We start from the raw sequence: 15882 nt of genomic DNA on the forward strand, positions 1-15882 counted from the left end.
CATCGTGCAAGGGGAATGACAGGCTAAGCACCCATGACCTGCGGGCGGGGGTAACTATTGAGCGCCGCCGCAAGTTGACAGCAGGCACCGTGCGTGTTGTTTAATCGAAGCCCGGAATATCCATTCGTTGCCTCTTCCAATCATAAAAACGGAGCTTCAAATGTCTGCGCAGTCTCCGACAGTTGCTACGGCCCCCACCGCAATCGGCTTTACCGAGTTAGTGGCATTGCTTAAACAGGTTTTTGAGCACCATGGCACGTCGCCGCAGGTGGCTGCCATCCTGGCGCACAACTGCGCCAGCGCCGAACGTGACGGCGCCCATAGCCACGGCGTGTTCCGCATTCCGGGGTATGTGTCGACGCTCAACAGCGGCTGGGTCAATGGCAAGGCTGTGCCGGTGGTCGAGGATGTAGCCTCGGGTTTTGTGCGGGTAGACGCCGACAATGGTTTTGCCCAGCCGGCATTGGCGGCGGCGCGCTCACTGTTGGTGGCGAAGGCGCGCAACGCCGGTATCGCGCTGTTGGCCATTCGAAACTCCCATCACTTTGCCGCTTTATGGCCCGATGTCGAGCCCTTCGCCGAAGAAGGCCTGGTAGCCCTGAGTGTGGTCAACAGCATGACCTGCGTGGTGCCCCATGGCGCGGATCGACCGCTGTTCGGCACCAACCCCATTGCCTTTGCCGCGCCGCGCGCCGATGGGCCGCCGATTGTGTTTGACCTGGCCACCAGTGCGATTGCCCATGGCGACGTGCAGATCGCCGCACGCAAGGGCGAGCGCCTGCCGCCCGGCATGGGCGTGGACAGCCTGGGCCAGCCAACCCAGGACCCCAAGGCGATTCTTGAAGGTGGTGCGTTGTTACCGTTTGGCGGGCACAAGGGTTCAGCACTGTCGATGATGGTCGAGTTGCTGGCGGCGGCGCTCACGGGCGGCAATTTTTCGTTCGAATTCAATTGGGCCGATCATCCCGGTGCGCGAACCCCCTGGACCGGCCAATTGCTGATCGTGATCGACCCGAGCAAAACTGCCGGGCAAGGCTTTGCCGAGCGCAGCCAGGAACTGGTGCGGCAGATGCATGCGGCGGGGTTGCGGCGGTTGCCAGGTGATCGGCGCCATCGCACGCGGGCGAAGTCGCAGCAAACCGGCATCGAGATTGATGCGCAGGAACTCAAGCAGTTGCAGGCACTGGCAGAAGGATAAAAGGGGCTGCGCTATCAGCGCAGCCCCTTTGGCTCAGTCGTTTGAATTAGTTGCGACGACCCAGCAACAGGCCGACCACCAGGCCAAAACCTGCGGAAATCGCCACGGTCTGCCATGGATGGCCACCAATATAGTTCTCGGTGGCATCCACCACCGGCTTGCTGCGTTCACGCACGTTGGACACCGAGTCCAGCGCTTGCTTGAGCTTGATAGCGACTTGCTCGCGCAGCGTCTCACCTTCTTCGCCTACCAGCGAAGCGCTGCTTTTGAGCAGCTTGTCCGACTCTTCGATCAAGGCCGTCAGTTCACTGAAAGCTTGATCCTTGATTTGATCTTCGACAGCTTGGGCGGCAGTTTTGCGGGCCATTGTGTGACTCCTTGCGAGTGAATGTGACAGTGAACAATGGAGTGTCGGGCTTGGCTAAAAGTTGCAGTTTTTTTGCTGTGCGCGGTTTGCGGGCAAAATCCGAATCAGGATATTTCGACCTACAGTGTAAGATGTCACCTATTTGTGCAGCAGGTAATTCAACATGAGCTTCAATCTGGCCAACAAAACCCTCGCCGAACGCGCCGAGCTGGAAGATGAAAAGTCCCGCCTCTACGACCTGTGGCAAACCAACCTGGGCAAGGCCAAGGGCGAAGCCGCGCGTTTGTTCGGCGAGCGTGCCAAGCGCAAGGGCAAGTGGGCCGAATGGGTGCGTGCCGAGCTTGATGGCATGTCGCCGCCGGAGTTTTCCAACATGGTGCGCAGCGAAGTCAACAAACTGATGGCCGCTGCTAAGTAAAGCTGGCCACAATCGCTTCGCGTACTTTGAGCAACAGCGGATCCAGCTGCGCCTGGGTGCGCCAGCCCAGCTCCACCGGGTAGCGTGGCAACGTCAGTGGGCAGGGCAGTACGCGCAAGCCGGTCATCTGCGCAATCGCCTCGGCGGCATGCCCGGGGATGGTCGCCACCGCCGCGCTGCCCTTGAGCAAAAACGGCAGCCCTGCGAAGTGGCTGGTGGACGCACACACCTGGCGGCTCAACCCGTGCGCCGCCAACCCTTCATCGGTAATCCCGATAAACCCGCCTGACGACACCAGCACATGCTCGCGTGCCACGAACTGCGCAAGGCTGATGCCTTCTTGGCCCGGCGCCAGGCTGTGCGGGTCGACCAGGCAGCGATAATCACCTTCGCCCAGTACGTGCCGGCTCAACCTGCGCTCGGCAAAGCCGCCGGCGGTAATCGCCAGGTCCAGGCTGCGGTCGAGCAGGGCGCCGGCCACGATCTGGCTGTGGGTCTGGCGGAAGATCACGCGCAGTTTCGGCGCACGCCGGGCAATTTCTGCCATCAACCGCCGGCCATGGGCAATTTCGAAGTCATCGGACAAGCCCAGCACCACCGAGCGGCCCTGATAGTTCGGGTTGGCCGGGTTGATCATTTCCAGGCTTTGTCGACAACGGTCCAGTGCTTCGCTGATCACCGGTTTCAGCTGGTTAGCGCGCAGGGTCGGCGCCAGCCCACGCCCGGTACGCACGAACAGCGGGTCGCCATACAGGTCACGTAAACGCCGTAGGCCGGCGCTGATCGCCGATTGCGTGACGCCCAGGCGCAAGGCTGCACGGCTGGCGCTGGACTCATCGTGCAAGGCTTCGAAGGTTTTCAACAGGTTCAAGTCAACCTGGGCGATATTCATTTGGCTCATATCATTTAGCACTGAGAAGGGCTTTATTCATGATTGCCGCTCACCGGAGAATGGGCAACCCCCTTTTTCTGGAGTGAACCTGATGCCCATTTCTACCGTGGCGGCGTTGCAGATCGGATCCTTGCCGGGTGGCAAGGCTGACACGCTGGCCCATATCCTCACCTACGAGGACGCGATTGTGCGCAGTGGCGCGCAATTGGTGGTGATGCCCGAAGCGTTGCTCGGCGGTTATCCAAAGGGCGAAACCTTCGGCACGCAGTTGGGCTACCGATTGCCGGAAGGCCGCGAAGCCTTTGCGCGTTATTTTGCCAATGCCATCGATGTACCGGGCGCCGAAACCGAGGCGCTGGCAGGGTTGTCCGCTCGCACCGGTGCCAGCCTGGTACTGGGCGTGATCGAGCGCAGTGGCAGCACGCTGTATTGCACCGTGCTGTATTTCGAACCCACCGGCGGCCTGGTGGCCAAGCACCGCAAGCTGATGCCCACCGGCACTGAGCGGCTGGTCTGGGGCACGGGCGATGGCTCGACCTTGCCGGTGATCGACGCTGCCGTTGGGCGTTTGGGCGGCGCGGTGTGCTGGGAAAACATGATGCCGCTGCTGCGCACGGCGATGTACGCCAAGGGCGTGCAAGTGTGGTGCGCGCCGACGGTGGATGAACGCGAGATGTGGCAAGTGAGCATGCGCCACATTGCCCATGAAGGTCGCTGCTTTGTGGTGAGTGCCTGCCAGGTGCAGGCCTCGCCGGCGGCGCTGGGTGTGGAGATTGCCAACTGGCCGTCAGAGCGCCCGTTGATCGCCGGCGGCAGTGTGATTGTCGGGCCGATGGGTGACATTCTGGCAGGGCCGCTGGTGGGTGAAGAGGGGTTGCTGACCGCGCAGATCAACACCGACGATCTGGTGAGGGCGCGCTACGACTACGACGTGGTGGGGCACTACGCGCGGCCGGATATTTTCGAACTGGTAGTGGATGAACGCGCCAAGCCGGGCGTGCGCACACTGACAGATTAAACACGGTAAAAACTGTGGGAGCTGGCTTGCCTGCGATGGCCTCAACTCGGTGTGCCTGATGTACCGAGGTGTCTGCATCGCAGCGATGCGGCGACCCGACAAGCCAGCTCCCGCATCAGATCTTCAGCGTTTGGAAGATCTGAATGCCAACCACTCTTCGCGGGTAATCTCCCAAACGTCGCGTGGCAACCTACCTTCTACAAATTCACCCATCTGCGTGCGGATCAAGCGCATCCCCGTGCGCTCGGAAATCCGCCGCGACGCTTGGTTGGGCGCGGCCTTGGGCACGCGCATCTGCGGGCGTTTGAGCACATCGAACCAGTACTCCGTCACCGCCGCACAGGCTTCAGTCATAAAACCCTGGCCTTGCCATTGCGGCCCCAGCCAGAACCCTCGGTTGTCGTCTTGCTCGTCCGTCAGGTTGATGTTGCCGATCAGCTGTTGCGGCGCGTGTTTGAGACGGATCGACCAATGCCATTGGTCGCCACGGGCCATGCCCGGCAACGCCACCTGTTCCAGATAACGGCGAGCGCCGTCGGCCGGGTACGGCCAGGGCACCTCGGCATTCAGGTAACGCACCACATCCCAATGCGCGAATTGCGCTTGGGTTTCCTCGGCATCCTCCAGGGTCAGCGGGCGCAGGATCAGTCTTTCGGTGAACAACGTCGGTTGCATGGCCGTTACCAGGTCGCGGTGTTGGGCAGGTCCAGGGTGCCGCGTTCCACAAAGCGCATGGTGCCGAACAGGCCACCTGCGAGTTTGCCGCGCAGTGTGTAAGGCAGGTTGTTCAGGCTTTGGGTCTGGCTCAGGCCCAAGGTCTGACGCAGTACAGAAAACGCCGAAACGCTCACCGGCACCATCAGCACCGTCTCGGAAAAGCGTGGGATGCTTCCGGCCTGATCGCTCACGCCGGATGCCAATGGGCGCCCATTCACGTCCAGGTCCAGGGCCACACCACTGTAGTCGATCGCCGTTTCATTGGGGTTTTGCACCCGCAACTTCACGGCGAAACGCACTTCCAGGTCCTGGCTTTGCAGCGGCTCGATACCCACCACACTGATATTGACCGGGTCGCGATTGGGGAACAGCGCGCAGGCGCTCAAGGTCAGCAGCAGTAACGATAGAACCATGAGCTTGCGCATAACAAAGGTGCTCCTATTTCGTGACGTCCGGATCCTGCATGACCTTGAGGGTAGAGGACTCCGGATCAAATTCATCCTCTTCCAGCTCTAAGAACTCCTCCGGCAGGAAAATGTTCAGCACGATTGCACAGAACGCACCCACCGTGATCGGCGATTCAAAGATGTTGTGCAACGCCTTGGGCAGGTCGCGCAGCACTTCCGGCACCGCGGCCACGCCCAGGCCCATGCCCAGAGAGATCGCCACGATCAGCACATTGCGCCGGTGCAGCCCGGCTTCGGCGAGGATCTTGATCCCGGCCACGGCCACGGTGCCGAACATGATCAGCGTGGCACCGCCCAGTACTGGCTTGGGCATCAGTTGCAGCACCGCGCCGATCATCGGGAACAGCCCCAACAGCACCAGCAGGCCGGCAATAAAGTACGCCACATAGCGACTGGCCACGCCGGTGAGCTGGATAACGCCGTTGTTTTGGGCGAATGTCACCATCGGCAGGCTGTTGAACGTCGCCGCCATCGCCGAGTTGAGGCCGTCGGCCAACAGGCCCGACTTGATGCGCTTTATGTATAGCGGGCCTTTTACCGGTTGTTGGGAAATCATCGAGTTGGCGGTCAGGTCACCGGCAGCCTCCAGTGGCGAAATCAGGAAGATCACCGCCACCGGTATAAACGCTACCCAATCGAACGAGAACCCATACTTGAACGGTACCGGCACGCTGATCAACGGTACTTGGGGCAGGGCGGCCAGATCCACACGGCCCATCATCCAGGCCACGACAAACCCCAGGCTCAGGCCGATCACGATTGAGCCCAAACGCAGGAACGGATTACTGAAACGGTTCAGCACCACAATAGTCAGCAGTACCAGCGCAGCCAGCCCCATGTTGCCCGCTGCGCCCAGGTCGCTGGCACCATAGCCGCCGGCCATGTCGGTGACCGCCACCTTGATCAGCGACAAGCCCATCAGCGTGATGATGGTGCCGGTCACCACCGGAGTGATCAGCTTGCGCAGCTTGCCGATGAACTGGCTCAGCACCACTTCGATAAAGGCGGCAAAAAAACAGATGCCGAAAATCGTCGAGAGGATCTCATCGGTGCCGCCGCCTCGGGCCTTGACCATAAAACCCGCGCTGAGGATCACGCTGATAAACGAAAAGCTGGTGCCCTGCAGGCACAACAAGCCGGAACCGATCGGGCCAAAGGTGCGCGCCTGCACAAAGGTGCCAAGCCCGGACACGAACAGCGCCATGCTCACCAGGTAAGGCACCTCGCTTTCCAGGCCGAGCACGCCGCCAACGATCAGCGTGGGCGTGATGATGCCTACGAAACTGGCGAGCACGTGTTGTAATGCGGCAAAAATCGCTGCGGTGAAGTGCGGGCGGTCTTCCAGGCCGTAGATCAGGTCGGATTTATAGCGCGGGCGAGGAGCTTGAGCGTCAGACACAATGCGGGCTCGGGTCAGAAAATGGAGGCGCAGGATGCCAGAAAGTGCCAATCGTCAGAAGTGTAAAAAAATATTTATAAACCGCCTGCATAAAACCCGAAGGGCTGCCGATACTTCGTATAGGCCCACACAACTATTACAACAGTGGTGACCAAGGTCTGAGCAGCGCGTTGACGCTGACTGATCGTTTCGCGGCAGGGACGCTCGCAAACACTTCTTCTGAGAGCAACCCCCTATGTCCCTACGTCACCTGAATATTGCCCCTCGCGCGTTTCTCGGTTTCGCATTCATTGCGTTGTTAGTGGTGTTGTTGGGGGTGTTTGCGGTCAACCGCATGACGCAGATCCGTCAGTCGTCGGTGGAAATGACCTCCACGCAATTACCCAGCGTCACGTACCTGGGCAACATCACCGAAAACGTGCTGCGTTTGCGCATCCTCTCTTTTCGCGTGCTGGTCAACCGTGAACCAGCCGGCCTGCAGGAAGCCGAAACCCGCATGGGTGTGCTGGCCGACAAGGTAAAAACCGCCCAGGCCGGCTATGCACTGCTGCCGGCTGGGCCGGAAGAAGCCGCGTTGTACAAGGCATTTGTCAGCACGTTGGACAACTACCTCAAGGCCCAGGCCGACATGCTGGCCTTGTCCAAGCAAAACAAAGTTGATGAAATGCGTACGTTGATCAACACCCGCATCAAGGACGGCACCGACCTGATGGGCGAGCAGCTAAACAAGTTGATCGCCATCAATGCCGCCGACGCCAAGGATGCAGACACCTTGGCCGGGTCGAGTTATCAAGGCGCGATCACCGGCGTTATTGTCTTCTCGGTCGCGGCCGCCGTGCTGACCGTACTGCTCGCCTGGCTGCTGACCCGCAGCATCGTCACGCCATTGCGCAAAGCAGTGGAAGTGGCCCAGACCATCGCCAGCGGGAACCTCACCACCGTTATCGAAGACGCCGGCAAGGATGAGCCTGCGCGCCTGCTGGGCGCCTTGTCGGCGATGCAAACCAACCTGCGCCAGACCATCCAGCACATCGCCGGCTCGGCCACGCAGCTGGCTTCTGCCGCCGAAGAGCTCAGTGCCGTCACCGAAGAAGCCTCCAAAGGCCTGCAACAGCAAAACAACGAAATCGACCAGGCTGCCACAGCCGTCAACGAAATGACCGCCGCCGTCGAAGAGGTGGCACGCAATGCGGTGTCCACCTCCGAAGCTTCCAGCCAGTCCAACCAGGCGGCGCGGGAAGGGCGTGACCGCGTGGTGGAAACCGTCGGCGCAATCCAGACCATGACCCAGGATGTGCAAAACACCGCCCTGATGATTGAAGGCCTGGCCACCCAGGGGCGTGATATCGGCAAGGTGCTCGATGTGATCCGCGCAATTGCCGAACAGACCAACCTGCTGGCGCTCAACGCAGCGATTGAAGCGGCGCGGGCCGGTGAAGCCGGGCGTGGGTTTGCCGTGGTCGCCGATGAAGTCCGCGCCTTGGCGCACCGCACGGCGCAATCGACCCAGGAAATTGAAAAAATGGTCGCCGGCATCCAGAGCGGCACCGGCGAAGCCGTGCAGTCGATGCAGCAGAGCAACCAACGCACCCAGACCACCCTGGAGCTGGCCCGCGCGGCCGGTGTGGCCCTGGAGCAGATCACCCAGTCGATCAGCCTGATCAACGAGCGCAACCTGGTGATCGCCAGCGCCTCGGAAGAACAGGCCCAGGTATCCCGTGAAGTGGATCGCAACCTCGTCAACATTCGCGACTTGGCGACTCAGTCGGCGGCGGGTGCCAACCAGACCAGCGCGGCCAGCCATGAACTGTCGCGCCTGGCGGTGGATCTGAATGGGATGGTCGCGCGGTTCGTTATCTGATCGACCGGTGTGAGCCGCCCTCACGCTGCCCTCTTTTAAAGCCCTTCGAGACGGTCAGCAATGGCCGTCGTTCATACGGTTAAGGCCAATCACATCCTGGCTGTTGATCGGCTTGAAACTTTTGATCAAAAAGTCAGACTGGCGATTTCCCGTCATATCGACACCCACGTAGTACTTTTTGGTGGCCGGGTAATAGTCAATAACGGTATCGCCGATTTGGCCTGTGTAATACTTGACCTGGTTGAGGGGCACTTGGGTTTTTTTACTCATAGCGGTTAAGTCGATTTTGTCTTCGCCGGTTTTGAAATCCATCAGGATGTCAGCATTGTGGTAAGGCGAGTCACTGACGGCTTCATAGTTGAAAATGTTTACGCCGCCATTGCCTGTCAGTTTGTCTGCACCGGCTCCACCCGTCAGTACGTTATTGGCCGCGTTTCCGGTTATGTGGTCATGGCCTCGGCCGCCCCTGGCATTTTCAATAACCGTATTGTTGTTGATCCGCACATTGTCGACCAAGCCGCCAACGCTGGAGCGTGAGCCCGGCATAAGGTTGATGCGTTGGTTGTGGTCGAAACCTGAAAAGTCCAAGGTGTCATTACCTTCAGTGTCTGTCACGGTGAAAGCAGGTTTATCGGTGGAAGAGGTCAGCCGCATGCCAGGCTTAGTGGTCGTGGCATTGAACCCGTAGACGGTATCATCGGTATCAACGGTATTGCGTAATACGAGTGGGAGTAGGGTCAGTGTAGGCGCTGGCTTTTTATTAATGGGCCAAGGCGCCGGGTTGGGCGTTGGCTGAGGGGTGGGTGATGCCGTCAGTGATTGTGAACCCGCCTTAATCAAAATGTCGTCGGGCTTAATTGGGTTTTTGCTCAAAATCAACAGCACGGACTTAGCATTGCCACTCACATCAAGAATCAACCTGTGCATCTTGATGTTTTTATCATAGTCCAGCAGCAGTTCGCCTTTGCGCCCGTTCAGCTTGCCGGTTTGATCAGTGGGAGCGCTGGTGAATATGGGTTTTGATATACCCGCGTCTTTCAGCACCTTGGAAAGATCAATTTTGTCGACACCACTGACGAAGTCGTTAAGCTTGTCCGGGTTTTGTGGCGGCGAGTCACTGACCCCGTTGTAGACAAATGTATCAGCACCGGCGCCGCCGTACTGCGTGTCGCCGCCGGCGCCGCCGGTGATGCGGTTGTTGGCAGCGTTGCCTATCAGCACATCATGCCCCGAACCACCGATGGCGTTTTCCACTATAACGCCTTTGGCGATGGACACATTGCCCTTCCTGTCGCCTGCATCCGAGAGTGTTTCTGCATTGAGGTTGATCCTTTGGTTTTGCTTGTAACCGGACAAATCCAGAGTGTCATTACCGCCGTTATCCCATATGCAAAAAGCCGTTAGGTCATCGGCACTTTTTAAACTGTAGTGATCGCGCTCAGCGTTTGAGTTAAAACCATAGGTGGTATCACCTTGGCGGGTTTTATTGTTGGTGCCATAGAGCAGATTGCCCGCGGCAATATCATGCATCATGGGCGTTAACGGGCTGTCCGAGACGCTGACGCCGTTTTTGTCTCGAGGCCTCCACCAATGTCGGTTATAAGACATGGCGGCATGCGTTATGTTGTCCTCGGGGTACTGTCCGACTGTATGTCCCAGTCCCAGGCTGTGGCCAATTTCGTGAATCATTGAGGCATGTGGGGCAAAACGCGGATCGCCGATTCCGATCCCGATGTCCAGCGCGTCGTTTGTTTTAGTTGGCATACTGGAAAAGCCACCGGTGCCATCATTGCCGTGAATTGATAAGGTGGCATCGGCGTTTTGGGTGTTCTCAATGAACTTGACTTTAACCACATCTTCCCAGGCGCGTAATGCATTTCTAAAGGCTTTTTTATGAGCTTCGCTGAATGGCCTTGCCCCGCCTTCTCTAAGCCAGGATTGTGTAGGATCGGAGGCGCTGTAGAATTTATAACCGATGGTTATCTGGCCGTCTCCGTTCTTATCCCATATTTTGAATCCTTCCTGGGTGAGTTCTTTTGCGACCCTGTCAGATACTGAGGAACTAGCAGTAGTATCAGCCTGTGAAGAGGGAAGAGGGCTTAAGCTGTTCGGGGCGGGGTTAAGTTGTAAGGGTGTAAAGGTATAAGGCTTGATGGTTAACATGGAGTGCTCTTGATGATAATAATAAATTACTAAATTGGGGAGTGGCTGATGAATAAATAAGGTAGGTGGTTTTTGAGGTGCGTGCCAGTGGGGTATATATTGCGGCGTGTGACATATGGTTATTTCCTGTTGGTGATGTAAATGTGTGGCAGGGCTTTGTACAGGCACGTGTGGGATTGTGAGTTGCGTGGGGTTGGGTTCTGGTGTTTTAGTGCGAAGGAAGGTGCTTGGCTAATAGAGGATTTGGCGCGATAACTTGCTCTTTTTTGCGTAAATTTGTGCACGCCCAGCAAACGTAAGGATCGGCGCGCACGGGCAGTGCACGCCGTGGGCACGCTATTTAAAGCGTATTGACGTCGACCCAGCGCTCCTCACGGGCGGCCAGGCGAATCGCCGTTGCCAGCCGCTCGACCGCCCAGGCGGCTTCAAAGTCAGTGCCCGCTGCACCTTGCCCCGCCAGCGCCATGATCAGCTCCTGCACTTCCAGGGTCTTCAGCTCGTTGTAACCCAACTGATGCCCGGCCGCCGGGCTGAACGCGGCATAGCCGGGCAGCGCAGGGCCAGCGAGTAAACGCTGGAAGCCGTCCTGGCCGGCGCGGCATACGCGAAGTTCATTCAGGCGCTCTTGATCGAACGCCAAGGTGCCTTGAGTGCCGCTGATTTCAAAACTCAGGTGGTTCTTGTAACCCTGCTTGAGCCAACTGCTGCTCACCGTACCGCGTGCGCCATTGGCGAAGCGCAGCAGGGCATGCACCTGGTCATCCACAGCGATCGATTTCAGGTCGCTGCTGCCTTTGACGGCAGGGCGTTGGGCATGCACGGTGTGCGTGTCGGCGCACACGCTCACCACGTCGCCCACCAGGTAACCCGCCATCGACAGCAGGTGGCTACCCAGATCCGCCAGCGCGCCACCGGCATGTTCCACTTCACAGCGCCATGACCACGGCGAGGCCGGGTCGGCCATGAAGTCTTCGCTGAACTCGCCCTGGAAGCTGATGATCTCGCCCAGTTCGCCGTCGACAATCATCTGCCTGGCCAGGCCGATCATCGGGTTGTGCTGGTAGTTGTAACCGACCCGTGTGACCACGCCGGCAGCACTTGCGGCACGGCGCATGGCGTCGGCCTGTTCCAGGCTGACCGCCAGGGGTTTTTCGCAATACACCGCCTTGCCCGCCGCAATGGCCGCCATGGCCATGGGGTAGTGCAAATGATTGGGCGTGGTGATTGCCACTACGTCGACGTTCGGGTCATTGACCAGCGCCTGCCAGTCACCGTGGGCCTGGGCAAAGCCCCAGGCCGTGGCGCAACGTTGGGCGCGTTCGGTGTCGGCATCGGCCAGCGCCGCCAGCTTGAGGTGTACCGGCAGTTCGAATACCGCGCGGGCATTGTTGAACGCCAGCGCATGGGCGCGCCCCATAAAACCTGTGCCGATCAAGCCGATTCCGAGTTCACGCATCGCCGTGGTCCTTTGGATTATTGTTGTCAGGAAGGCTATTAATGGAATAAAAATTCCCATAATTCAATAGATGGAATAAAAATTCATTAAGCTCGCTCGTGGGAATGCAGCCAAGGACGCTCTGCGTTCGCTCTTGAAGTCGTGACGCGCAGCGCCACAGGCCGCATTCCCACGCAGAGCCTGGGAACGAGCATCAATGCAGATGATGTGGCTATATTCAGGCCAGCGCCAAAGCCCCTCAGTTAACAAAAGATAACGTAGCGCCGATTGTCAGACGATTCCAAAGCCCGATAGGATGGCCCTGCTTCCTCCAGGCGCTCTAGATTGCAGGTTTCAGAGCCCGGGAAGGCGAGACCACCTAACAATAATAAATGGGGAGAAAGGTCTATGAGTGAGCCTGTCATGGGTTGGGCTGTTTGCCGCCCGCGCGCCGCACGCAGGGTTGCGATGCTGGCCACAGCGCTCTCGCTGCTTGGGGTGTTGTCCACCCCCGCGCTGGCAACCGGCGACACCAGCAGCGCACAGCCGGTATTTGCAATTGAGTCCCCCAAGGCTGCCAAAGGCCTGATGATCGATGTCGTGCATGCCGGAAAGCGCCTGGTGGCGGTCGGCGATCGCGGGCACATCCTGTATTCCGATGACCAGGGCAGTACCTGGACCCAAGCCAGAGTGCCAACCCGGCAACTGCTCACGGCGGTGTATTTCGTCGATGACAAACACGGTTGGGCGGTGGGCCATGACGCACAGATCCTGGCCAGCACCGACGGCGGCGCCACTTGGGCTCAGCAATACCAGGACCTCAAGCGCGAAGCACCCTTGCTGGACGTGTGGTTCAAGGATGCCGAGCATGGCCTGGCCGTGGGTGCCTACGGTGCGTTGATCGAAACCACCGACGGCGGCAAAACCTGGGACGACGTGAGCGATCGCCTCGACAACGAAGACCAGTTCCACCTCAATGCCATCGCCGCTATCAAAGGTGCAGGCCTGTTTATCGTCGGCGAGCAGGGCAGCATGTTCCGCTCCAGCGACGACGGCCAGACCTGGGAAAAACTCGAAGGCCCCTATGAGGGCTCGCTGTTCGGCGTGATCGGCACCGCCCAGCCGCAGACCCTGTTGGCTTATGGCCTGCGCGGCAATCTTTACCGCTCGACCGATTTTGGCAGCACCTGGGAGCAGGTCGAGTTGAATGCGGCGCGTGGTGCCCTGGAGTTTGGCTTGTCGGGTGCGACGTTACTCGATGACGGCGCCATTGTGGTGGTCGGCAACGGCGGCAGTGTGGTGATCAGCCACGACGACGGCCAGACCTTCAGCGTGTTCAACCGCCCGGACCGCATTTCACTGTCGTCGGTCACGGCGGCGGGCAATGGCAACTTGATTCTGGCGGGGCAGGGCGGCGTTCGTGTTGCCAAGCCAACCGGCGCTGAACTCGAAAAACAATAAGAAGGCGGGGAAAGAATGAGCAGTCATCACAACGATAAAGCGACCTTTCTTGAGCGCCTGATCTTCAACAACCGCCCGGCAGTGATCGTGATCTGCCTGCTGGTGAGCATTTTCCTGTTCTGGCAGGCGACCTTGATCCGCCCGTCCACCAGCTTTGAAAAGATGATCCCCCTCAAGCACCCCTTCATCGAAAAGATGATGGAACACCGTAACGACCTGGCGAACCTGGGCAACACCGTGCGCATCTCGGTGGAGGCCAAGGATGGCGACATCTTCTCGAAGGAGTACATGGAGACGCTGAGGCAGATCAACGACGAGGTGTTCTACATCTCCGGGGTTGACCGCTCGGGCCTCAAGTCGCTGTGGAGCCCCAGCGTGCGCTGGACCGAAGTCACCGAAGAGGGGTTTGCCGGCGGTGAAGTGATCCCGCAAAGCTACAACGGCTCGCCGCAAAGCCTCGACCAACTGCGCAACAACGTGCTCAAGTCCGGCCAGGTCGGGCGTCTGGTCGCCAACGATTTCAAGTCGAGCATCGTCGATATTCCGTTGCTCGAGTCCTACCCCGACCCGCAGGACCAAGGCAAGCTGCTGGCTCTGGACTACCGCAAGTTTTCCCATGAACTCGAAGACAAGATCCGCGACAAATTCGAAGCCCAGAACCCCAACGTTAAAATCCACATCGTCGGGTTTGCCAAGAAGGTCGGCGACCTGATCGACGGCCTGGTGATGGTGGTGATGTTCTTCGGCATCGCGTTTGTGATCACCTTGATCCTGCTGCTGTGGTTCACCAACTGCCTGCGCAGTACCGTCGCGGTGTTGAGTACCACGCTGGTGGCGGTGATCTGGCAATTGGGGCTGATGCACTTTTTCGGCTTTGGCCTGGATCCGTATTCGATGCTGGTGCCGTTCCTGATCTTCGCCATCGGTATTTCCCATGGTGTGCAGAAGATCAACGGCATCGCCCTGCAATCCAGCGAAGCGGATAACGCCCTGACCGCCGCGCGGCGCACGTTCCGGCAACTGTTCCTGCCCGGCATGATTGCGATCCTCGCCGACGCCGTGGGCTTCATCACGCTGCTGATCATCGATATCGGCGTGATCCGCGAGCTGGCCATCGGTGCGTCCATCGGCGTGGCGGTGATTGTGTTCACCAACCTGATCCTGCTGCCGGTGGCGATTTCCTATGTCGGCATCAGCAAGCGCGCCATCGCCAAGAGCAAAAAGGACGCGCACCGCGAACACCCGTTCTGGCGCCTGCTGTCCAAATTCGCCAGCGCGAAAGTCGCGCCAGTCTCGATTCTGCTTGCGCTGGTCGCCTTCGGCGGCGGCCTCTGGTACAGCCAGAACCTCAAGATCGGCGACCTGGACCTGGGCGCACCGGAACTGCGCCCGGATTCGCGCTACAACAAAGACAACAACTTCATCATCAGCAACTACTCCACCAGCTCCGATGTGCTGGTAGTGATGGTCAAGACCAAGGCCGAGGGATGCTCGCGTTATGAAGCCATGGCGCCCATCGACCAACTGATGTGGAAGATGCAGAACACCGAGGGCGTGCAGTCGGCGATCTCGCTGGTGACCGTGTCCAAGCAGATGATCAAGGGCATGAACGAGGGCAACCTCAAATGGGAAACCCTGTCGCGCAACCCCGACGTGTTGAACAACTCCATTGCCCGCGCCGACGGCCTGTACAACAACAATTGCTCACTGGCGCCGGTGCTGGTGTTCCTCAACGACCACAAGGCCGAAACCCTCGACCGCGCCGTGCATGCGGTGCAGGACTTCGCCAAGGAAAACAACAAGGACGGCCTGGAATTTATCCTCGCCGCCGGTAACGCCGGGATCGAAGCGGCCACCAACGAGGTGATCAAGGAGTCGGAGCTGACCATCCTGATCCTGGTGTACCTGTGCGTGGCCACCATGTGCATGATCACCTTCCGCTCCTGGGCGGCGACCCTGTGCATCGTGTTGCCGCTGGTGCTCACTTCGGTGCTGGGCAACGCCCTGATGGCGTTCATGGGCATCGGCGTCAAGGTCGCGACCTTGCCGGTGGTGGCGTTGGGCGTGGGGATTGGCGTGGACTACGGCATCTACATCTACAGTCGCCTGGAAAGCTTCCTGCGCGCCGGCCTGCCGTTGCAAGAGGCCTACTACCAGACGCTCAAGTCCACCGGTAAAGCTGTGCTGTTCACCGGCCTGTGCCTGGCCATCGGTGTGTGCACCTGGATCTTTTCGGCCATCAAGTTCCAGGCCGACATGGGCCTGATGCTCACCTTTATGCTGCTCTGGAACATGTTCGGTGCGCTGTGGCTGTTGCCGGCACTGGCGCGGTTCTTGATCAAGCCCGAGAAGCTGGCGGGGCAGAAGGGCAACTCGCTGTTTGCGCACTAACGGTTTAACGGCCGTACTCAGTTAACCGGTGGGAGCGGGCTTGCTCGCGAATGCGGTGTATCAGTCGCCAGATGTATAGACTGAACTACCGCATT

Annotated in this window: 13 protein-coding genes; 6 read left to right on the forward strand and 7 right to left on the reverse strand. The window is 59.2% G+C overall.

The window, feature by feature from the left end; all coding sequences use genetic code 11:
• Nucleotides 1-160 precede the first annotated feature (160 nt).
• Nucleotides 161-1198 carry an Ldh family oxidoreductase gene (locus ACTD9P_RS03880; protein ID WP_438866771.1) on the forward strand — a complete coding sequence of 346 codons (1038 nt, stop codon included), beginning with the start codon at nt 161-163 and terminating at the stop codon, nt 1196-1198.
• A gap of 46 nt (nt 1199-1244) precedes the next feature.
• On the opposite strand, the gene ACTD9P_RS03885 is transcribed toward ACTD9P_RS03880, so the two are convergent.
• Nucleotides 1245-1565 carry an ElaB/YgaM/YqjD family protein gene (locus ACTD9P_RS03885; RefSeq protein ID WP_056860283.1) on the reverse strand — a complete coding sequence of 107 codons (321 nt, stop codon included), beginning with the start codon at nt 1563-1565 and terminating at the stop codon, nt 1245-1247.
• 163 nt (nt 1566-1728) lie between these two features.
• Here ACTD9P_RS03885 and ACTD9P_RS03890 point away from each other — a divergent pair, with 163 nt between their 5' ends.
• Nucleotides 1729-1983: a hypothetical protein gene (locus ACTD9P_RS03890; protein ID WP_003190904.1), complete on the forward strand. Its 255-nt coding sequence runs from the start codon at nt 1729-1731 to the stop codon at nt 1981-1983.
• On the opposite strand, the gene ACTD9P_RS03895 is transcribed toward ACTD9P_RS03890, so the two are convergent.
• Nucleotides 1976-2875 (reverse strand): LysR family transcriptional regulator, encoded by a 900-nt coding sequence (locus ACTD9P_RS03895; protein WP_438866772.1) that lies wholly within the window; start codon nt 2873-2875, stop codon nt 1976-1978. The two genes, ACTD9P_RS03890 and ACTD9P_RS03895, sit on opposite strands and share 8 nt — an antisense overlap.
• A 91-nt stretch (nt 2876-2966) precedes the next feature.
• Between ACTD9P_RS03895 and ACTD9P_RS03900 the strand changes: the two genes are divergently transcribed.
• Entirely contained in the window at nt 2967-3893 is a 927-nt protein-coding gene (locus tag ACTD9P_RS03900) for a carbon-nitrogen hydrolase family protein (protein WP_438866773.1), read from the forward strand.
• Between the two features lie 123 nt (nt 3894-4016).
• Here the strand turns inward: ACTD9P_RS03900 and ACTD9P_RS03905 are convergent, their stop codons facing one another.
• From ACTD9P_RS03905 to ACTD9P_RS03915, 3 genes are read right to left on the reverse strand one after another with little or no spacing between them, the layout of a single operon-like run.
• Nucleotides 4017-4568: a GNAT family N-acetyltransferase gene (locus ACTD9P_RS03905; RefSeq protein WP_438866774.1), complete on the reverse strand. Its 552-nt coding sequence runs from the start codon at nt 4566-4568 to the stop codon at nt 4017-4019.
• Between the two features lie 5 nt (nt 4569-4573).
• The gene (locus ACTD9P_RS03910; protein WP_017138141.1) at nt 4574-5035 is read right to left on the reverse strand and encodes an LEA/WHy family protein; all 462 of its coding nucleotides are present in this window, start codon (nt 5033-5035) and stop codon (nt 4574-4576) included.
• Between the two features lie 13 nt (nt 5036-5048).
• Nucleotides 5049-6476 (reverse strand): nucleobase:cation symporter-2 family protein, encoded by a 1428-nt coding sequence (locus tag ACTD9P_RS03915; RefSeq protein ID WP_438866775.1) that lies wholly within the window; start codon nt 6474-6476, stop codon nt 5049-5051.
• 235 nt (nt 6477-6711) lie between these two features.
• Here ACTD9P_RS03915 and ACTD9P_RS03920 point away from each other — a divergent pair, with 235 nt between their 5' ends.
• Complete coding sequence (locus tag ACTD9P_RS03920; RefSeq protein WP_438866776.1) at nt 6712-8337, forward strand: methyl-accepting chemotaxis protein; 1626 nt, start codon at nt 6712-6714, stop codon at nt 8335-8337.
• A gap of 54 nt (nt 8338-8391) precedes the next feature.
• Here ACTD9P_RS03920 and ACTD9P_RS03925 read toward each other — a convergent pair whose 3' ends face one another.
• Entirely contained in the window at nt 8392-10500 is a 2109-nt protein-coding gene (locus ACTD9P_RS03925; RefSeq protein ID WP_438866777.1) for a M10 family metallopeptidase C-terminal domain-containing protein, read from the reverse strand.
• Nucleotides 10501-10840: 340 nt separating this feature from the next.
• On the reverse strand, nt 10841-11956 hold the full coding sequence (locus tag ACTD9P_RS03930) for a Gfo/Idh/MocA family protein (protein WP_438866778.1): 1116 nt from the start codon (nt 11954-11956) through the stop codon (nt 10841-10843).
• A gap of 387 nt (nt 11957-12343) precedes the next feature.
• Between ACTD9P_RS03930 and ACTD9P_RS03935 the strand changes: the two genes are divergently transcribed.
• Nucleotides 12344-13396: a WD40/YVTN/BNR-like repeat-containing protein gene (locus ACTD9P_RS03935; RefSeq protein ID WP_438866779.1), complete on the forward strand. Its 1053-nt coding sequence runs from the start codon at nt 12344-12346 to the stop codon at nt 13394-13396.
• A gap of 15 nt (nt 13397-13411) precedes the next feature.
• The gene (locus ACTD9P_RS03940; protein WP_438866780.1) at nt 13412-15787 is read left to right on the forward strand and encodes an efflux RND transporter permease subunit; all 2376 of its coding nucleotides are present in this window, start codon (nt 13412-13414) and stop codon (nt 15785-15787) included.
• Nucleotides 15788-15882: the final 95 nt, after the last annotated feature.

Source organism: Pseudomonas onubensis, assembly GCF_965653655.1.
Taxonomy (GTDB): Bacteria; Pseudomonadota; Gammaproteobacteria; order Pseudomonadales; family Pseudomonadaceae; genus Aquipseudomonas.

Excerpts from the sequence above, each read along its gene's own strand:
- ACTD9P_RS03935 (WP_438866779.1), top strand. The coding sequence starts at position 12,344 with ATGAGTGAGCCTGTCATGGGTTGGGCTGTTTGCCGCCCGCGCGCCGCA.
- ACTD9P_RS03900 (WP_438866773.1), top strand. The coding sequence starts at position 2,967 with ATGCCCATTTCTACCGTGGCGGCGTTGCAGATCGGATCCTTGCCGGGT.
- ACTD9P_RS03890 (WP_003190904.1), top strand. The coding sequence starts at position 1,729 with ATGAGCTTCAATCTGGCCAACAAAACCCTCGCCGAACGCGCCGAGCTG.
- ACTD9P_RS03925 (WP_438866777.1), bottom strand. The coding sequence starts at position 10,500 with ATGTTAACCATCAAGCCTTATACCTTTACACCCTTACAACTTAACCCC.
- ACTD9P_RS03930 (WP_438866778.1), bottom strand. The coding sequence starts at position 11,956 with ATGCGTGAACTCGGAATCGGCTTGATCGGCACAGGTTTTATGGGGCGC.
- ACTD9P_RS03885 (WP_056860283.1), bottom strand. The coding sequence starts at position 1,565 with ATGGCCCGCAAAACTGCCGCCCAAGCTGTCGAAGATCAAATCAAGGAT.
- ACTD9P_RS03920 (WP_438866776.1), top strand. The coding sequence starts at position 6,712 with ATGTCCCTACGTCACCTGAATATTGCCCCTCGCGCGTTTCTCGGTTTC.
- ACTD9P_RS03940 (WP_438866780.1), top strand. The coding sequence starts at position 13,412 with ATGAGCAGTCATCACAACGATAAAGCGACCTTTCTTGAGCGCCTGATC.
- ACTD9P_RS03895 (WP_438866772.1), bottom strand. The coding sequence starts at position 2,875 with ATGAATATCGCCCAGGTTGACTTGAACCTGTTGAAAACCTTCGAAGCC.
- ACTD9P_RS03880 (WP_438866771.1), top strand. The coding sequence starts at position 161 with ATGTCTGCGCAGTCTCCGACAGTTGCTACGGCCCCCACCGCAATCGGC.
- ACTD9P_RS03910 (WP_017138141.1), bottom strand. The coding sequence starts at position 5,035 with ATGCGCAAGCTCATGGTTCTATCGTTACTGCTGCTGACCTTGAGCGCC.
- ACTD9P_RS03905 (WP_438866774.1), bottom strand. The coding sequence starts at position 4,568 with ATGCAACCGACGTTGTTCACCGAAAGACTGATCCTGCGCCCGCTGACC.